General features: G+C 58.8%; 11 protein-coding genes and 7 pseudogenes. 13 read left to right on the top strand and 5 right to left on the bottom strand.

Translation table 11 applies throughout. From position 1 onward, the window contains the following. Positions 1 to 154: 154 nt before the first annotated feature. The 7 genes and pseudogenes from istA to ACTORR_RS28150 all read left to right on the top strand — a co-directional run. Positions 155 to 1646: pseudogene (gene istA, locus ACTORR_RS28180) on the top strand (IS21 family transposase); the annotation flags it as partial. A gap of 6 nt (positions 1647 to 1652) precedes the next feature. Then, positions 1653 to 2453, top strand: coding sequence for an IS21-like element ISPst3 family helper ATPase IstB (gene istB / locus ACTORR_RS28175; protein WP_441344143.1), 801 nt, complete (start codon positions 1653 to 1655; stop codon positions 2451 to 2453). A gap of 355 nt (positions 2454 to 2808) precedes the next feature. Beyond that, the gene (locus tag ACTORR_RS28170) at positions 2809 to 3930 is read left to right on the top strand and encodes an ISAs1-like element ISPa60 family transposase (protein WP_441344142.1); all 1122 of its coding nucleotides are present in this window, start codon (positions 2809 to 2811) and stop codon (positions 3928 to 3930) included. A 282-nt stretch (positions 3931 to 4212) separates the two neighbouring features. Further along, positions 4213 to 4655 (top strand): annotated as a pseudogene (msrB, locus tag ACTORR_RS28165) (peptide-methionine (R)-S-oxide reductase MsrB). 1 nt (position 4656) lies between these two features. Next, complete coding sequence (gene msrA, locus ACTORR_RS28160) at positions 4657 to 5196, top strand: peptide-methionine (S)-S-oxide reductase MsrA (protein ID WP_441344141.1); 540 nt, start codon at positions 4657 to 4659, stop codon at positions 5194 to 5196. A 140-nt stretch (positions 5197 to 5336) separates the two neighbouring features. Continuing rightward, positions 5337 to 6040 (top strand): annotated as a pseudogene (locus ACTORR_RS28155) (glutathione S-transferase N-terminal domain-containing protein). After that, on the top strand, positions 6037 to 7005 hold the full coding sequence (locus tag ACTORR_RS28150) for a magnesium and cobalt transport protein CorA (RefSeq protein WP_441344140.1): 969 nt from the start codon (positions 6037 to 6039) through the stop codon (positions 7003 to 7005). The pseudogene ACTORR_RS28155 and the gene ACTORR_RS28150 overlap by 4 nt, the downstream one beginning before the upstream one ends. 203 nt (positions 7006 to 7208) lie before the next feature. On the opposite strand, the gene ACTORR_RS28145 is transcribed toward ACTORR_RS28150, so the two are convergent. After that, entirely contained in the window at positions 7209 to 7376 is a 168-nt protein-coding gene (locus tag ACTORR_RS28145) for a hypothetical protein (protein ID WP_016487060.1), read from the bottom strand. 75 nt (positions 7377 to 7451) lie between these two features. On the opposite strand from ACTORR_RS28145, the gene ACTORR_RS28140 reads away from it, so the two are divergent. The 3 genes from ACTORR_RS28140 (at position 7452) to ACTORR_RS28130 (ending at position 9321) form a co-directional block, all read left to right on the top strand. Continuing rightward, positions 7452 to 8465: a zinc-binding alcohol dehydrogenase family protein gene (locus ACTORR_RS28140; protein WP_002118279.1), complete on the top strand. Its 1014-nt coding sequence runs from the start codon at positions 7452 to 7454 to the stop codon at positions 8463 to 8465. Between the two features lie 72 nt (positions 8466 to 8537). After that, positions 8538 to 8969: a GlcG/HbpS family heme-binding protein gene (locus ACTORR_RS28135; protein WP_005006001.1), complete on the top strand. Its 432-nt coding sequence runs from the start codon at positions 8538 to 8540 to the stop codon at positions 8967 to 8969. A gap of 58 nt (positions 8970 to 9027) precedes the next feature. Continuing rightward, the gene (locus tag ACTORR_RS28130) at positions 9028 to 9321 is read left to right on the top strand and encodes a DUF1330 domain-containing protein (RefSeq protein ID WP_010591688.1); all 294 of its coding nucleotides are present in this window, start codon (positions 9028 to 9030) and stop codon (positions 9319 to 9321) included. A gap of 325 nt (positions 9322 to 9646) precedes the next feature. Here ACTORR_RS28130 and ACTORR_RS28125 read toward each other — a convergent pair whose 3' ends face one another. Next, positions 9647 to 10117: a TlpA family protein disulfide reductase gene (locus tag ACTORR_RS28125; RefSeq protein ID WP_003464979.1), complete on the bottom strand. Its 471-nt coding sequence runs from the start codon at positions 10115 to 10117 to the stop codon at positions 9647 to 9649. A gap of 422 nt (positions 10118 to 10539) precedes the next feature. Between ACTORR_RS28125 and ACTORR_RS28120 the strand changes: the two genes are divergently transcribed. After that, on the top strand, positions 10540 to 11187 hold the full coding sequence (locus ACTORR_RS28120) for a sulfite oxidase-like oxidoreductase (protein WP_002118288.1): 648 nt from the start codon (positions 10540 to 10542) through the stop codon (positions 11185 to 11187). 86 nt (positions 11188 to 11273) lie between these two features. Then, the gene (locus tag ACTORR_RS28115) at positions 11274 to 11465 is read left to right on the top strand and encodes an FAD-binding oxidoreductase (protein ID WP_441344139.1); all 192 of its coding nucleotides are present in this window, start codon (positions 11274 to 11276) and stop codon (positions 11463 to 11465) included. Positions 11466 to 11659: 194 nt separating this feature from the next. On the opposite strand, the pseudogene ACTORR_RS28110 reads toward ACTORR_RS28115, so the two are convergent. The 3 pseudogenes from ACTORR_RS28110 to ACTORR_RS28100 form a co-directional block, all read right to left on the bottom strand. Beyond that, positions 11660 to 12473: pseudogene (locus ACTORR_RS28110) on the bottom strand (APH(6)-I family aminoglycoside O-phosphotransferase); the annotation flags it as partial. Next, positions 12473 to 13273, bottom strand: a pseudogene (gene aph(3'')-Ib / locus ACTORR_RS28105) (aminoglycoside O-phosphotransferase APH(3'')-Ib). The pseudogenes aph(3'')-Ib and ACTORR_RS28110, both read right to left, overlap by 1 nt. A gap of 65 nt (positions 13274 to 13338) precedes the next feature. Continuing rightward, a pseudogene (locus tag ACTORR_RS28100) lies at positions 13339 to 13951 on the bottom strand (recombinase family protein). 125 nt (positions 13952 to 14076) lie between these two features. On the opposite strand from ACTORR_RS28100, the pseudogene ACTORR_RS28095 reads away from it, so the two are divergent. After that, positions 14077 to 16966, top strand: a pseudogene (locus tag ACTORR_RS28095) (Tn3 family transposase). Positions 16967 to 17000 lie beyond the last annotated feature (34 nt).

Below are 17000 nucleotides of genomic sequence, written 5' to 3'. Positions count from 1 at the left end.
CACCAAGGCCCCGCAACGCGGGGCTTTTTTTGTCTCAAATGTTGCCGCTGACCGAAAACTGACCCAGTAGAGGCTGTTCTGCCGACTGAAAACTGACCCAGGTGTTCAACTGCTTCTGCTCAATTTTTGAGCAGGAGAACACAGGGTGATCAGTATGGAAATGATGGGCAAAATTCGCCGGATGTATTTCCGCGACAAGCTGTCGCTGCATGAGATAGCCAAGCGCACCGGGTTGGCGCGCAACACGATTCGCAAGTGGGTCAGAGCACCTGAGGCCAAGCCGCCGGTCTACCAACGCCGCGCGATCTTCAACAAACTCAGCCCTTTTCACGCCACGCTGGAGCAGGCGCTAAAAGCCGATTCGCTGCGGCCCAAGCAACAGCGGCGCAGTGCCAAGGCGCTGTTGGCGCAAATCAAAGCCGAAGGTTATGACGGTGGCTACAGCCAGCTCACCGCGTTTATCCGTGCCTGGCGAGGGGGACAGGGCAAGGCGTCGCAGGCCTTTGTGCCGCTGACCTTTGCTCTTGGCGAGGCGTTTCAGTTTGACTGGAGCGAGGAAGGCTTGCTGGTCGGCGGCATTTACCGGCGTATGCAGGTGGCACATCTGAAGCCGTGTGCCAGCCTGTGCGTTCTGGCTTGTGGCGTATCCGAGCCAGGGCCATGAGATGTTATTTGACGCCCATACACGCTCGTTCGGCTCCTTGGGCGGCGTGCCGCGCCGGGGCATCTACGACAACATGAAGACCGCCGTCGACAAGGTCAATAAGGGCAAAGGCCGGGCGGTGAATGCGCGCTTTGCGGTGATGTGCGCGCATTACCTGTTCTATCTCGGGACTCCGCAACGTCGCCGCTGGTTGGGGAAAAGGGCATCGTTGAAAAGAACGTGCAAGACAGCCGCAGGCGTTCTTGGCTAGACGCCCAGGACTGCCAGTTTCACTCCTTCGAGGAACTCAATGCCTGGCTGGGCGAGCGCTGCCGCGCGTCTTCTGGAATGAGCTGACGCACCCTCAATACAGCGGGCTGAGTGTGGCCGAAGTGCTGGAGCTGGAGCGCGCTGAACTGATGCCTGTGCCAGCGCCATTGACGGTTACGTCGAGCGGCCTGCGCGGGTCTCCAGCACCTGCCTGGTCAGCGTCGGGCGCAACCGCTACTCGGTGCCGGTGGGCGAGTATGCGGGTAAGTGGGTCAGCAGCCGTTTGTATCCGACGCGAATCGAGGTGGTGGCTGACGACGCGCTGATCGCCAGCCATGTCCGCTTGCTGGATCGCGACCAGGTCAGCTATGACTGGCAGCACTACCTCCCGCTGATCGAACGCAAGCCCGGTGCGCTGCGCAACGGCGCGCCCTTTGCTGATCTGCCGGCGCCGCTGCGTCAGCTTAAGCACGGTCTGGGGCGTCATGCCGGCGGTGACTGGATCATGGCGCAAGTTCTGGCTGCCGTACCGGTCGCCGGGCTCGATGCGGTGCTGGTGGCTGTTGAGCTGGTACTGGAAAGCGGCAGCCTGAGCGCCGAACACATCCTCAATGTCGTGGCGCGCCTGGCCGCGACCGAACCACCACCCAGCGTCGAAACCCACTTGTCGCTCAAGGAAGCCCCCGTCGCTAACACGGCGCGCTACGACCGCCTGCGTGGCCAGACCGAGGAGATCGGTCTGCGTGATTTGATGGCGGAACTCAAGGAGCTGCGCCTGCACGACATGGCCACGGCCTGGGCGGAGTTGACTGCGCAGGGTGAGTCGAACACAGCCTCGTCCAAGTGGCTGCTCGAACACCTGCTGGAACAAGAGCACACAGATCGCGCCATGCGCTCGGTGAGCCACCAGATGAACATGGCCAAGCTGCCGATGCACCGCGACCTGGCCGGCTTCGACTTCAGCGCCTCCAGCGCAGACGCTCGTTTGATCAGCGAACTGGCCAGTCTGGCCTTTACCGACACCGCGCAGAACGTGGTGCTGATCGGTGGGCCTGGCACCGGTAAAACCCACCTGGCCACTGCGCTGGCCGTGTCCGGCATCACCCGGCACGGCAAGCGCGTGCGCCACTCCACGGTCGATCTGGTCAATCTGCTGGAGCGCGAAAAGCACGACGGCAAAGCCGGGCGGATCGCCCAAGCTCTGCTGCGCATGGATCTGGTCATCCTCGACGAACTGGGTTATCTGCCCTTCAGCCAGGCCGGCGGTGCGTTGCTGTTTCACCTGCTATCCAAGCTGTACGAACACACCAGCGTGGTGATCACCACCAACCTGAGCTTCGCCGAATGGTCGAGCGTGTTCGGCGACGCCAAGATGACCACCGCCCTGCTGGATCGGCTGACCCACCACTGCCACATCGTCGAAACCGGTAACGAGTCCTATCGCCTGCAACACAGTAGCTTGGCGGCCCAGGCCAAGATCAAATCACGGGAGCGAAAGCGTAAGGGCGGCCAGGAACCGGAGGACGATGAGCCGTTCTGATTTCATGGCGACGACGGCCTGCTACATGGCTGCGTGTGGCAGGTCTTAAACAACTGAACTGGGCTGCGAAGGAGTGGGGGCAACAGCAGCTGCGCTGGTAGACTTATCCACAGTTGCTGGTAACAAAATCAGCAATCCGCCCTGGGTCAAATTTCAATCGGCAGGGTGGGTCAATTTTCCATCAGCGCCAACACACTAAGCAACCATCAGAAAATTTTGACTGTAGCGCCGAAAAAATTCGCATCTACCAGCATCTAAACAGGCGTTGCAGGGCAATCGCATGAACGCCTGCCGATTTGAATGAGTCCTTTCCCAGCGGGCATCCTAGACGCCTCTCTACTCAGGATGCCCTGCAATGTCGCATCACATACCAATCTCCGATGTTCTAGTCGCCATCAATGATCCCCGTCAGCAGGGCAAGATTCGTCACGACCTGGTCGAAACACTGGTCGTGGCTATCTGCGGCGTGCTTGCCGGCGCTGACACCTTCATCGAAATCGAACTCTGGGCTGAGCAGCGGCTGGACTGGTTCCGCCGTATTCTGAAACTACCCCACGGCATTCCCTCACACGACACCTTTGGACGGCTATTCAGCCTGATCGATCCAGAGGAGTTCGAGCAGGCCTTCCGCTGTTGGGTTGCGGCGATCCTACCGGCCCTTTCTCCGCAAGTGGTTGCCCTAGACGGCAAGACCAGTCGCCGCTCCGGCAAGAAAAACACGGCCCCGTTGCACCTGGTCAGCGCTTTTGCGGCTGATTCAGGGCTGATTCTCGGGCAGAGGGCGACCTCCCAGAAGTCCAACGAGAAGACCGCCATTCCTGAGCTGCTGGCCACACTGGCGCTTGAGGGCTGCACCGTGACGATCAATGCCATGGGTACCCAGCCGGACATTGCACAGGCCATTCTCGATCGCGGGGCGCACTATCTGCTGGCCATCAAGGGAAACCAGCCGAAGCTGGCCGAAGCGATCGATGACTTCGCTGACACCTTTTTGGACGGCGATCCTGCCCGGGTACCCCATGCGCACTTCGAGCATGTCGAGAAGGACCATGGCCGGCTGGAGGTTCGTCGCTGCCATGTTTTCGACCAACTCCAGTGCCTGCCACAGCCAGAACGCTGGCCAGGACTGCGCACTTTCGTGATGCTGGAGTCCGAGCGGACTGTGGGCAACCAGACCAGCCTGGAGCGCCGTTACTACATCAGCAGTCTTGCTCCGGATGCAGAGCGCATCGCACATGCCATCAGGGCGCACTGGGGCGTGGAGAACCGCGTCCACTGGTGCATGGATGTCATTTTTGGTGACGATCAGATGCGGATCCGAACCGGGCATGCTGCCCACAACATGGCCGTTCTCAAGCAACTTACATTGAATTTGATCCGGTTGGATCCGGTCAAGCGCAAGGGTGGCATCAAGGCACGAAGGCTGATTGCTGCAACCTCTGATGATTATCGGGCTGAACTATTAGGTCTCAGGTGAGCTTCATGCGATTGCCTTGACAGGCGTTGTTGATTATCATAAAACACTGACACTGTATTATATAATCGTGCTTTTGTGTTATTTTTTTAATATTTACTGATTACGTACTTGCTTAACCACTCAGTTGCGCTAGAACTAATAGACGCGAAATTTAAATCTCTAATTTTCCAACACTTAGTAAAACCTCGTTTGCCATCCCACTACCATTGTAGGAGCAAATCAGGAGACATAAAAAATTAGCGGTAGCGTGCCTGGCCCTCTAGATAAGTATTGGAGACTGTAATGAAGTTTGAAAAGTCACAGACAGCAATCGACCACCTGACTCCCGAGCAACACCGAATTACCCAGGAGGCGGGCACCGAAAGGCCCTTCACGGGCGAGTACAACGACAACAAGGAGCCTGGCATCTACGTCGACATAGTGTCGGGAGAGCCACTGTTCGCTCGACGGACAAGTTCGATTCGGGTACTGGCTGGCCCAGCTTCACCAAGCCGATCGTTTCGGCAAACGTGAACGAGGTGCGGGACAGCGCACACGGCATGGTCCGGACGGAGGTCAGGTCAGTACACGCAGACAGTCATCTCGGCGATGTGTTCCCCGATGGTCCTTCCGACCGCGGCGGTCTGCGGTACTGCATCAACTCAGCGTCCCTTCACTTCATCCCGCGCGACGAGATGGAGTCCGAGGGATACGGTGAATATCTCGATCAAGTAGAGGAGGCTTAACATGCATCAGCGCGCTGTTCTCGCAGGAGGATGTTTCTGGGGCATGCAGGATCTGATCCGCAAGCGGCCCGGCATCATCTCGACCCGTGTGGGTTACACGGGCGGCGATATTCCGAACGCCACGTATCGTAATCACGGCACGCATGCCGAGGGGATCGAGATTGTCTTCGACCCGACAGTGACGAGCTACCGGAACATCCTGGAATTCTTCTTCCAGATCCACGATCCGACGACGCTGAACCGCCAGGGCAATGATCGTGGGCTCTCCTACCGGTCGGGCATCTATTATGTCGACGAGGAGCAGAAGCGCGTCACCGAGGATACGATCGCCGATGTGGATGCCTCGGGGCTGTGGGATGGCAAAGTGGTGACCGAGGTCCAGCCGGTCGGCGAGTTCTGGGAGGCCGAGCCCGATCACCAGGATTATCTGGAGAAGCGCCCGGGCGGATACACCTGCCACTTCGTCCGTCCCGGCTGGGTGTTTCCGAAGCGCCAAAAGGTTGACGACGTACAGCCAGCGGCCGGGACCACGACGAGATAGGCTTCACTGCCGTTGCCACTGCGCCGATCCGGTCCGCAATCTTCGTGACCGCGTCGTTCAGCGACGCGGTCATCGAACCCTACTTCAGAGTGACGGCTCGTTCCAGTCAGTCGCCATCGCAACACCAGGATCGCAAATTTATGCCAGACCTCTCGTCCTTTCCGATCACGCAGCGCTGGCCGGCATCTCATTCCGATCGCCTGCAACTCTACGCAGCCCCTACGCCCAATGGCGTCAAGGTCTCGATCATGCTTGAGGAGACTGGCCTGGCGTACGAGCCCCACCTGATCGACATCTCGAACAACGAGTCGAAGGATCCGGCGTTCGTGTCGCTGAACCCGAACGGACGCATACCGGCGATCATCGATCCGGCTGGCCCTGACGGTAGACCCATCGCCTTATGGGAATCCGGTGCGATCCTCCTCTATCTGGCCGACAAGACGGGTCAGTTCATCTCCACCGAACCAGGCCAGCGTTACGAGACCCTAGCGTGGGTGTTTGTCAGATGTCGGCCATCGGGCCGATGTTGGTCAGCTCGGCTTCTTCCTGCGATTTGGCGGCAAGGACTATGAGGACAAGCGGCCGCAACAGCGCTTTATCGACGAATCCACGCGTCTGCTGGGGATTCTGGATCGCCGGCTGGAAGGCCGGCGACTGGATCGTCGACGACTATTCGATCGCGGACATCGCGACGCTCGGCTGGGTGAATGCGCTGGTGGAATACTACGCTGCGGGTGACATCCTTGGCCTCAGCAGCTTTTCGAACGTCCGCGCATGGCTTGGACGCGGGCTGGCTCGACCGGCCGTCCAGCGTGGCCTCCACATTCCCGCGAGGCCAGCATGAGCATCATCGCCGCCTATTATTACAACGAAGGCAAGCGAGTTCGCGAAATCGCGCTCGATGAGCACGTCAAGTTGGGCGAGAGTCGCTCGGGCTTCTGCTGGATCGCGCTTAGCAAACCCACCCCCGAGGAACTACTCGCGATCCAAAGGACATATAATCTTCATCCGTTGGCGATCGACAACGCGATGCACCCGCTGTGCCCGCCCAAGCTCGAGGTCTACAACGATGAGTTGTACGTCGTGGCGCAGACCGCCGAGCTGGTCGGCGACCGGATCAGCTACGGCAAGATGGCGATCTTCACCGGTCACAATCACCTTATCACCGTGCGGCACGGCAATGCCGGAGCGCTGGGCAAACTTCGGGAGCAACTCGAGGCATCGCCGACGCAGTTCGGCAAGGGTGTCGACTATGTGCTGCACGCGATCTTGCATCGCGTGGTCGACCAGTATCTGCCCATCTTCGAAATGATCGAGGACGACGTCCTGGCGATGGAGCGACGGTCGCTGCACGATTTCCTCGGGCCAGAAGAGGTGGCGCGAATCTTCGAACTAAGGTCCGAACTCACGCGGTTCCAGCGCACGCTCGGGGCTATGGCCGAGCTGGTGCGAAAGCTCGTTCGCGGCCACTTTCCCTGCATCAGCGCCGAAATGACACCATATTTCCACGACGTCGCGGACCATGTCCACCGCGTGCAGTCCATGGTCGACGGCCTCCTGCTTGTCCTGTCCACGGTCTTTGAGGCCAGCAGCCTTCTTGAAGCGCAAAGGACGGGGGTGATCACCCGCCAGCTGGCAGCTTGGGCGGCAATACTGGCAGTCCCGACGGCGATCGCTGGAATATACGGCATGAACTTTAAACACATGCCGGAGCTGGACACGGCCTACGGATACTTTGTCGTGCTCGGAGTGATAGCGATATCGTGCGTTTTCCTATTTGTGCGCTTCAAGAAGGCTAAGTGGTTGTGAATACTGCCCATCGTTTTCTTCGCCGTCATCTGACGGTTACAGCGGGCCTTATACGGAAGCTTGTCCAATCCAACTCAAGATGAAGGTGCGTCCATGACATAGCAGCTGACCGACGCTCTACAAGCAGTTCAGTCCTTCATCGCCAAGGGCTAGACCGCGAATAGCGCGTCAAGGACAGCAATCTCGTCGATCTCGAGCCAGGATCAACCATCGGTCCGTGCGGCATCTGCGTCGACGCGGCGTTTCGCCTCGGAAGCGGTGATGATGGCGATAACGCCTCCACCCTCTACGCGATCACCGATCCGGCGACCGAGCATAAGGGCCTGTTGATCGACGTGTTCGATGAAATCTGCTACCGCGACCCAGTTCAAGAGTCGGGACCTCAATGTAGAAGAAGTTGACTAACGAGCATTCGCGTCATCCGATCAAGCAAGCTGGAGACATTTATGAAAGCCATTGGTTACAAGGTTCCGGGACCCATCGCCGCGGATGCCGCGCTGGTCGACATCAATCTGCCTCGGCCTGTCGCTGCAGGATACGATATCCTGGTTGAGGTGAAGGCCGTCTCGGTCAACCCGGTCGACTACAAGGTCCGCAACAGCACGCCGCCGGCAGATGGCGATTGGAAGGTGCTGGGATGGGATGCCGCCGGGATTGTGCGCGAGGTCGGCCCCGACGTCACGCAGTTCGAGTTAGGCGACGAGGTCTATTATGCCGGATCGATCACACGGCCCGGTACCAATGCGGAGTTCCATCTCGTCGACGCCCGGATTGTCGGTCACAAACCTGCGTCGCTCTCCTGGGCGGAAGCGGCGGCGCTGCCGCTGACGACGTTGACGGCCTGGGAGGCGATGTTCGACCGCCTGGACGTGGCGAAGCCCGTACCCGGTGCGGCGGAGGCGATCCTCATCATCGGTGGCGCGGGCGGGGTTGGGTCGATCGCCGTCCAGATCGCGCGACAGCGCACGGACCTCACCGTCATCGCCACAGCCTCTCGACCGGAAACCCAAGAGTGGGTAAGAGGGCTTGGAGCTCACCACGTCATCGACCATTCTCGTCCGCTCGCGCCACAGATCGCCGAACTCGGCATCGGTGCTCCCGCTTTCGTCTTTTCGACCACACATACCGAGCAACATGTCGCCGACATCGCCGAACTGATCGCCCCACAAGGACGGTTCGGACTGATCGACGATCCCAAGGCATTCGATATCATGGTTTTCAAGCGCAAGGCGGTGTCGATCCACCACGAGCTGATGTTCACGCGGTCGATCTACGGCACGCCCGACATGAATGAGCAGGGCGAGATTCTGGATGCGATGGCAGCGCTGGTTGACGACGGCAAAATCCGCACGACGCTGACCCGGCGACTGTCGCCGATCAATGCCGCCAATCTGAAGACGGTGCATGCACTGATCGAAAGTGGCGCGGCTAAAGGCAAGATCGTCCTCGAAGGCTTCTAACGACCGCGATCGCCAAACATCTTGTCCAACCTCAAAAAGCCGAACGGGTTATGCCCCAGCGATGAGAATCCCATGACCAAATCTATTGCCACCGCCTCGATCAACCGCGAAACCGCAGTCGCCCTCATCGACGCGGCGCTCGCTGCGGCCCGTGCCATCGGCATCCCGGCTGCCGTCGCCGTCGTCGACGCCACCGGTAACCTGCGCGCGTTCGAGCGCACCGACGATGCGCCGTTCCTTACCGTCGATGTTGCCATCGACAAGGCCTGGAGTTCCGCCTCGTTTGGGTTCCCGACCCATGTCTGGAACGACTATGTGACCAACGATCCAAAAGTGGCGCCGCTAGCCTATCGCCCTCGGATGGTCGCTGTCGGCGGCGGTTATCCGATTCTGGAGGATGGGAAGTTGATCGGCGGCATAGGCATCTCCGGAGGCAACTATCAGCAGGATCAGGATGCGTGCGTCGAGGCACTCATGAAAATCGGGTTCCAGTTGCCAGCCTGACGACTGTGAGGCCATCACCGGTGGTAATGGCCAACAGATCCAACCTTTGAGAGGCCTAATGATGGAAGCGTTCGTCGTCTTTACGCGGGAAGAAACCAGCGACCCACATGCACTCGCAACCTATTCTGCAGGCGTCGGACCATCGTTCGATGGTCACGACGTTACCTTTCTCGCCGCTTATGGCGCGATCCAGCATTTGGAGGGGCCGCCCATCGAAGGGGCCGTAATCTTGCGTTTCCCGACGATGCAGGCCGCTCGCGACTGGTATGACAGTCCCGCCTACCAAACCATCGCTGCTCAACGCTTTGCCGGTTCCCGTTACCGCGCCTTTATCATTGAAGGGCGGCGGTGACATACCGACAGAAGCACTTCGGCGCTGACCACGAGGTATCGGCGTGTGAACTCGCATCTTGGGAATCTGTGGGGGGGACCAAGACAGCGGCGCTAGGGGCTCATATCGTCGATCGGATCAGAGAGTTGCTCGGCGAGAATGGGTTATCTATTGCCGAGCTGACGGAGCGGAGCCGCCCTCTCCCAACGGATTGATTCAATCGTTGACGCTCCTCCTATCCGGATCCGGGTTTTCGCACGCTGATCAACAGAGTTACAGCGCGCAACGCCTGTAGTGGGCATCAGGGGATGGGTGGCAATCAGGATGATTGCCCACCTTCCAACGATTAACCTTGCTCAAGTTGCTTCACTAGTCGCTCCGCGTCGAGATGGAAGTCCGAGAAAACAATGCTACCGCCAGCGTCGATAACCGTAAACCACGGAGTTCCTCGTGTGCGGTAGTCTTCCATGAAGGTTGGAAACGGCGAGCCGGTCGGTTGCTCGTCGTGACCGAAAACGATAGGAAGCTCATACTTGAGCTGGTTCACGCGCAACTTCTCGAAGGTATTCTCATGCGTTCCTTCGAAGACGGTCTGGATCACTGCGAACCCCACGTCTTTTGAGCTCAACGCTGCATGCAACTTTTGTAGCGTCGGAAACCCATGCAAATGGCAACCTTGGCACCAATGCTGGAAGGCAAACAAGATTTTCGGGCCGGGCCCGATATCTGACAGTTTGAACGGCGCGATACTTTCCCCATCTTTGCCAATCCATTTTTGCACCCGCAGCTCAGGCGCTTGTCGTTCGATCTCGTTCATCTGATCCTCCAACCCCGATACAGAAGCTTAGTGGATGATCGCGCGTCGCGACGGTGCGCGAACGTCCGACCTTATTTTCCCTATTTCCTGAAGCCAGAATAGATCAGATCGACATTTCGTCCTTAATATACTCAAGCTGCCGGCGAGCGCGAACTGGGCAACCATGCGCTGGTGAGCCTTGAGCTTTGCACGCTGCCCATCCGTTTGAGAGCGAACCTGCAACTTCCGCTCCGCATACCGCAGATCAGCGTACGCAGCCTTGGGGTTATCTACCCTATAGCCATTGGGTATTGGGAATCATGCTGGCCTGACGCTATGTTCGATACGCGATTTTTTACGATGATAGAGCATCTGTATCTGATTTTTAGTCGATTGGCTTATTCGGCGGATGTGCGGGCAAATGCTTTACGCAGAGTACTGAAATGAAGGCCGGCTTCGGTCTGCCGTATCGAGCAAGAGGGGTCACTATGGTCACCAGAGGTTTCACCGGTCGCGGTTCAGGCGACCAGTCCGATCGGATTCCGCCAGGTCAGCATCTGGTGGAGGATTTCCCTGTTCTGTCGGCCGGCCCTACGCCGAGGGTAGAGCCCTCCGACTGGAAATTCACAGTCAAAATTGGTCCGAAGCCCGTCAAAACGTGGAATTGGGGCGAATTCAACACTCTACCAAAGACCCAGGTGACAAAGGATATTCACTGCGTCACCTCTTGGTCCAAACTGGATACCGTTTGGGAGGGTGTACTCATTGAAGACATCCTTGCAGATGCAGAGCTTGATCGGCCTACCGATTTCGTCTTGGCGCACTGCTACGATAATTATTCGACAAACGTCCCTCTGACGGATCTGCTTTCCGGGAAAGCGATGGTCGCCCTCAGTTATGCGGGCAAGCCACTTTCCCGCGATCATGGGGGGCCGGCGCGTCTTCTAGTGCCGCACCTTTACTTCTGGAAATCCGCCAAATGGGTGAATGCGCTGCAATTCACGACGCGTGACGAGGCCGGCTTTTGGGAGCTGCACGGCTATCACATCTACGGCGATCCGTGGCGCGAACAACGATACACCCATGACTGAAAACGAAGCGCAAGTCCGTTCGTGGCAATCATGCGTGATCGACGACATCATCCAGCAAACACCGAGTATCAAGAGCTTCTTCCCGGTTGAGCAAGCCGTTCGCGCACACCGCAGGTCAGCACGTCGATATCCGGCTGACCGCGCCCGACGGCTACAGTGCAATGCGCAGCTACTCGATCGCGTCATCGGCAGTTTCGACCCCGATCGTCGAGATAGCTATCGAGCGCATGCCGGATGCCGAAGTTTCGCCGTTTTCACGACATCGCGGCGATTGGTGACGAAATCGAAGTTCGCGGTCCGCTCGGTGGCCATTTCCTTTGGCCTGAGCCTGCCATAGATCCGGTTCTGTTGATGGGGTCGTTTGCGGGGAGGGCGAAATCCTACGCTAAGGCTTTGGCCGAGGATATTCTCCGGTAAGATTGAAGTGTCCCCAGGGGATAGAGAAGTCGCTTATATCTAGTATGACGTTGTCCAACTGCTTGATCGCGGCCGCGATAGCTAGATCGCGTATGCTCCTCTTCTCCATCCGCGTTCCAAGCTGCGGAAAGGCACCCATAAGCGTACGCCTGGTCGAGCAGGCGACGCGGTACGACGTCCAGCGGATGAGAAATGCGCAGACATCTGTGGGATCAGTTTAGAATCAGACAAAGGTCGTCTCTGTCAGCCGGATCGTAGAACTATTGGGGCGCCAAAGCCCACTTCACCGACCAGACCGACGGGATCTATCACCAGCCAGCCGCGACTGGAGAACATGATGTTTTCATGATGCAGATCGCCATGTAGCCCACGCAGTTCCGAGGCATTGCTCATCATTTGATCGGCTATAATCGCCGCGTGGACGTAGTCAGTTTGACAACCTGCGTTTTGATCATCGCGCGGCCGCTGAAACAAAGCTGCAAAGCGATCCCGGATCGGGAGAAGGGCAGAAGGCAGGGGTTCCTCAGATGCGGCATACAGCTTCGCCATTAGTTCCGCTGCAATTTCGGTCGCCTGGTAGTCGCCGTGCTCGGCAACGATGTGAGAGAGATTCGCTCCCCGGCATATTCGAGCAACATCAGATTGTTCTCACGACCGAGCAACCGGACTGCTCCCCTCCCATTGCGCCATACCAGATAGTCGGCCCCGCGCAGTTCATCAGCAATGTCTTCTATAGGTTTCAATCCCTTGACGATTGCAGGAGTCCCGTCTGGCAATGAAACTTTCCAAACGAGGCTGGAAAAGGTGTCCGCAATGAGAACAGGTTGCGAAACGTGCCAATGAGCAGGAAAAACAGGCGGCATGAACATCAACCCCAAGTCAGAGGGTCCAATCGCAGATAGAAGGCAAGGCGTTCGCGGTCGGGGGCTTCGATCCCCAATACATTGAATAGGACAGCGAAGGCGCGCTCTGCTTCATCTGGCGCTGCCCAGTTCTCTTCGGCGTTAGCAATCATGAGTGCCAAATCGGCATAGCGATCTGCTGTTCCGAGCCGCCCAAGGTCGATCAGACCCGTGCATTGAAGAGTTTTAGGGTCCACCATGAAGTTCGGCATGCAGGGATCACCATGGCAAACAACCATATCGGTGCGCTCTTGGTCGAGCCGCACCGGTAGCTTTCGTTCGACACGAGCCAAAAGATCGAGCTGCGGCGTACTCTTGTCCTCGTCCGGTAAGAAGTCGGGATTGACGGCATTGCGGGACACCACATCAACGGCGCGTCCGAACATTCGCGACAGCCTGCGCTCAAACGGACATTGATCAACCGATAGGCTGTGAACAGCGCCAAGTTGCTGCCCATTGACGGCCACGCTTTGAGCAAATCCGCTCCAGACAGATCAGCCGCCGGTACTCCCGGAATTGCCGTTATCACCAAGCATGCACCCTCCTGTTCCTCCTGCCAGTTGATCACCTCGGGGCAAGCCACGCTCGACCTTGAGCCAAATGAGGCGGTCACGCTCTCCAGCGAGCTCACCGCGGCGGGAAGCAGGTGCGATTTTCGCGAAGGCATGCCCGTCACCACGTCGAAAAACAAAATCACCAGATTCTCCGCCTCTGACAGGCAACCAGTCAGAATGCGATTCACCAAAAAAAATATTAGTTCGATTCAATGGAGGTTCCTTCAGTTTTCTGATGAAGCGCGGAGGTGGCTCAACCTGCGAAAAGAAACGAGTTGCTACGTAAGTCCGAGAACATGCTTTCCATGGTCTCTGAGCTCGCCTTTGGGACCGACATATCGGTAGAGAGTGACGCGCTCGATGCCGAGTTCCTTGCAGAGATCGGAAACTGAAGTATCGCGCTGGGCCATGGCGGCTTGCGCGAGACGCACCTGAGCTTTGGTGAGCGCGAATTTTCGTCCGCCCTTGCGACCGCGCGCTCTCGCGGAGGCGAGACCCGCCATGGTGCGCTCTGGATCAGATCCCGCTCGAACTCGGCCAAGGTGGCGAAGATTCCGAACACCATGCGACCGGACGCAGTCGTGGTGTCGATCTGAGCGCCCTTTCCAGTCAGAACCCGCAGGCCGATCTTGCGGTCTGACAGCTCCTTCACCGTGTTGACCAGATGGGCAAGCGATCGTCCGAGGCGATCGAGCTTCCAGACCACCAGCACATCGCCGTCACGCAATGACTTGAGGCAGGCAGTCAAGCCAGGGCGATCATCACGACCGCCGGAAGCAAGATCATCATAGATATTGTCCCGTTCGACACCTGCGGCGCGCAAGGCGTCGTGCTGCAGGTCGAGAGACTGCAGCCATCGGCTTTGGAGACGCGGGCATATCCGATCAGCATGTATCACAAACGTTGGTTTGAGGCGGCACTTCGGCCACGATTGCATTGACCTCTGGAAATGTATCTCAACCAGCTTCATAAACAAAGCGTCTTGAACGCTATCAGATTTTGAAAAAGGAACATCTATGCCGCGTCGCGTCACTCTAACCGATCGGCAGAAAGACGCGCTGTTGCGCTTGCCGACTTCACAGACGGATTTGCTCAAGCACTATACGCTGAGTGATGAAGACCTTTGGGCATATCAGGCTGCGTCGGCGCGCTCACAACAGGTTCGGCTTCGCCCTGCAATTGTGTGTCCTGCGCTATCCCGGCCGGGTGCTGGCTCCAGGCGAACTGATCCCTGCAGAGGTCATCGAATTTATCGGAGCGCAGCTTGGCCTGGGTGCCGACGATCTGGTAGACTATGCTGCCCGCGAGGAAACACGGCACGAGCATCTTGCCGAGTTGGGGGCTCTACGGCTTCCGCACCTTCTCCGGACGTGGTGCGAGCGAGCTGAAGGAATGGTTGTTCCGAGAAGCCGAGATGGCGGTGTCGAACGAGGATATCGCCCGTCGCTTCGTAGCCGAGTGCCGACGCACCCGCACTGTCCTTCCCGCGACATCCACGATCAAGCGGCTTTGTGCCGCGGCTCTCGTCGATGCCGAGCGACGCATCGAGACGAGGATCGCCAGTCGGCTGCCTATGTCGATCCGAGAACAGTTGCTGGCATTGCTCGAGGAGACGGCTGATGATCGGGTGACCCGTTTTGTGTGGCTGCGCCAGTTCGAGCCTGGCTCGAAACTCTCGTCGGCCAACCGGCTGCTCGACCGGCTCGAATATCTGCAACGCATCGATCTCCCCGAGGATCTGCTTGCCGGCGTTCCTGCCCATCGGGTGACTCGTCTGCGCAGGCAGGGTGAACGGTATTATGCCGACGGCATGCGCGATCTCCTGGAGGACAGGCGGCTTGCGATCTTGGCTGCTGTTCGTCTCGGAATGGCAGGCGATGTTGGCCGACGCAGTGGTCGAAACCCACGACCGGATCGTCGGCCGTCTCTACCGTGCTTCGGAGCGTATTTGCCATGCAAAGGTCGCAGACGAAGCGGGGGTGGTGCGTGACACCCTGAAATCCTTCGCCGAGATCGGGGGCGCCCTGGTCGATGCACAGGATGATGGCCAGCCGCTGGGCGATGTCATCGCGAGTGGGTCAAGGGTGGGACGGCTTAAAAACCCTTGTTGCAATGGCAACCAGGCTGACCGCCACCATGGCCGACGATCCGCTCAATCATGTGCTCGACGGTTATCACCGCTTCCGCCGATACGCTCCACGCATGTTGCGCCTGCTCGATCTGCGAGCTGCGCCCGTTGCACTGCCGCTTCTGGAAGCGGTGACGGCCCTTCGTACCGGTTTGAACGATGCCGCGATGACCAGCTTCTTGCGGCCCAGCTCGAAATGGCATCACCACCTCAGGCCCCCAGAGGGCTGGCGACGCTCGCCTATGGGAGATCGCGGTGCTGTTCCATCTGCGCGATGCGTTCCGCTCCGGAGATGTCTGGCTTACTAGGTCCCGGCGCTATGGCGATCTGAAACACGCACTCGTTCCGGCACAATCCATCGCGGAAGGCGGTCGTCTCGCTGTGCGACTGCGGCCGGAGGAATGGCTGGCAGACCGGCAAGCTCGCCTCGACATGCGGTTGCGCGAGCTTGGCCGTGCCGCTCGCGCAGGCACGATCCCGGGCGGGTCAATTCGGAAAACGGCGTTCTGCATATCGAGAAACTCGAAGCCGCCGCACCGACAGGCGCCGAAGATCTGGTGCTCGATCTCTACAAGCAGATCCCGCCCACGCGCATCACCGATCTCCTGCTGGAGGTGGATGCGGCGACCGGCTTCACCGAAGCGTTCACCCATCTGCGCACAGGAGCACCCTGCGCTGACCGGATCGGGCTAATGAACGTTATCTTGGCGGAAGGGATCGACCTCGGCTTGCGCAAAATGGCGGATGCGACAAACACCCACACCTTCTGGGAATTGATCCGCATTGGACGGTGGCAGGTCGAGGGCGAAGCCTATGACCGGGCGCTGGCCATGGTGGTCGAGGCACAGGCAGCGTTACCCATGGCCCGGTTCTGGGGCATCGGGCACGTCGGCTCGAGCGACGGACAGTTCTTCGTCGCTACAGAGCAAGGTGAGGCCATGAACCTGGTCAACGCGAAATATGGCAATACCCCGGGCCTGAAAGCCTATAGCCACGTCTCCGACCAATATGCGCCGTTCGCAACCCAGGTGATTCCTGCAACGGCAAGCGAAGCGCCTTACATCCTCGATGGCCTGCTGATGAACGATGCTGGACGCCATATCCGCGAGCAGTTCACCGACACGGGCGGCTTCACCGATCACGTCTTTGCCGCATGTGCCATTCTCGGCTACCGGTTCGCTCCGCGCATCCGCGACCTGCCATCCAAACGGCTCTACGCGTTCAATCCGTCGGCCGCCCCGGCGCACCTGCGAGCGTTGATCGGCGGAAAGGTCAACCAAGCCATGATCGAGCGCAATTGGCCCGACATCCTGCGCATCGCCGCCACCATTGCTGCCGGGACCGTCGCGCCAAGCCAGATTCTGCGGAAACTCGCCTCCTATCCGCGGCAGAACGAGCTCGCGACAGCCCTGCGGGAAGTCGGTCGCGTCGAGCGCACCCTGTTCATGATCGACTGGATTCTGGATGCCGAACTCCAACGGCGTGCCCAGATCGGGCTCAACAAAGGCGAAGCTCATCATGCGCTGAAGCGGGCAATCAGCTTCCACCGCCGCGGTGAAATCCGCGACCGTTCCGCCGAAGGCCAGCATTACCGCATCGCCGGCATGAATCTGCTCGCCGCCATCATCATCTTCTGGAACACCATGAAGCTCGGCGAGGTCGTTGCAAACCAGAAACGCGATGGAAAGCTGCTATCGCCCGATCTCTTGGCCCATGTTTCGCCGCTCGGATGGGAACACATCAATCTCACCGGAGAATATCGCTGGCCAAAGCCTTAGCGTAGGATTCCGCCCCCTCCCGCAAACGACCCCT

The sequence above is a fragment of the Pseudomonas sp. SAR267 genome, from assembly GCF_052077595.1.
In the GTDB taxonomy this organism is placed as follows: Bacteria; Pseudomonadota; Gammaproteobacteria; order Pseudomonadales; family Pseudomonadaceae; genus Aquipseudomonas; species Aquipseudomonas vlassakiae.
The sequence above is the reverse complement of the archived record's forward strand: the minus strand, read 5'-3'. Positions and strand labels throughout refer to the sequence as shown.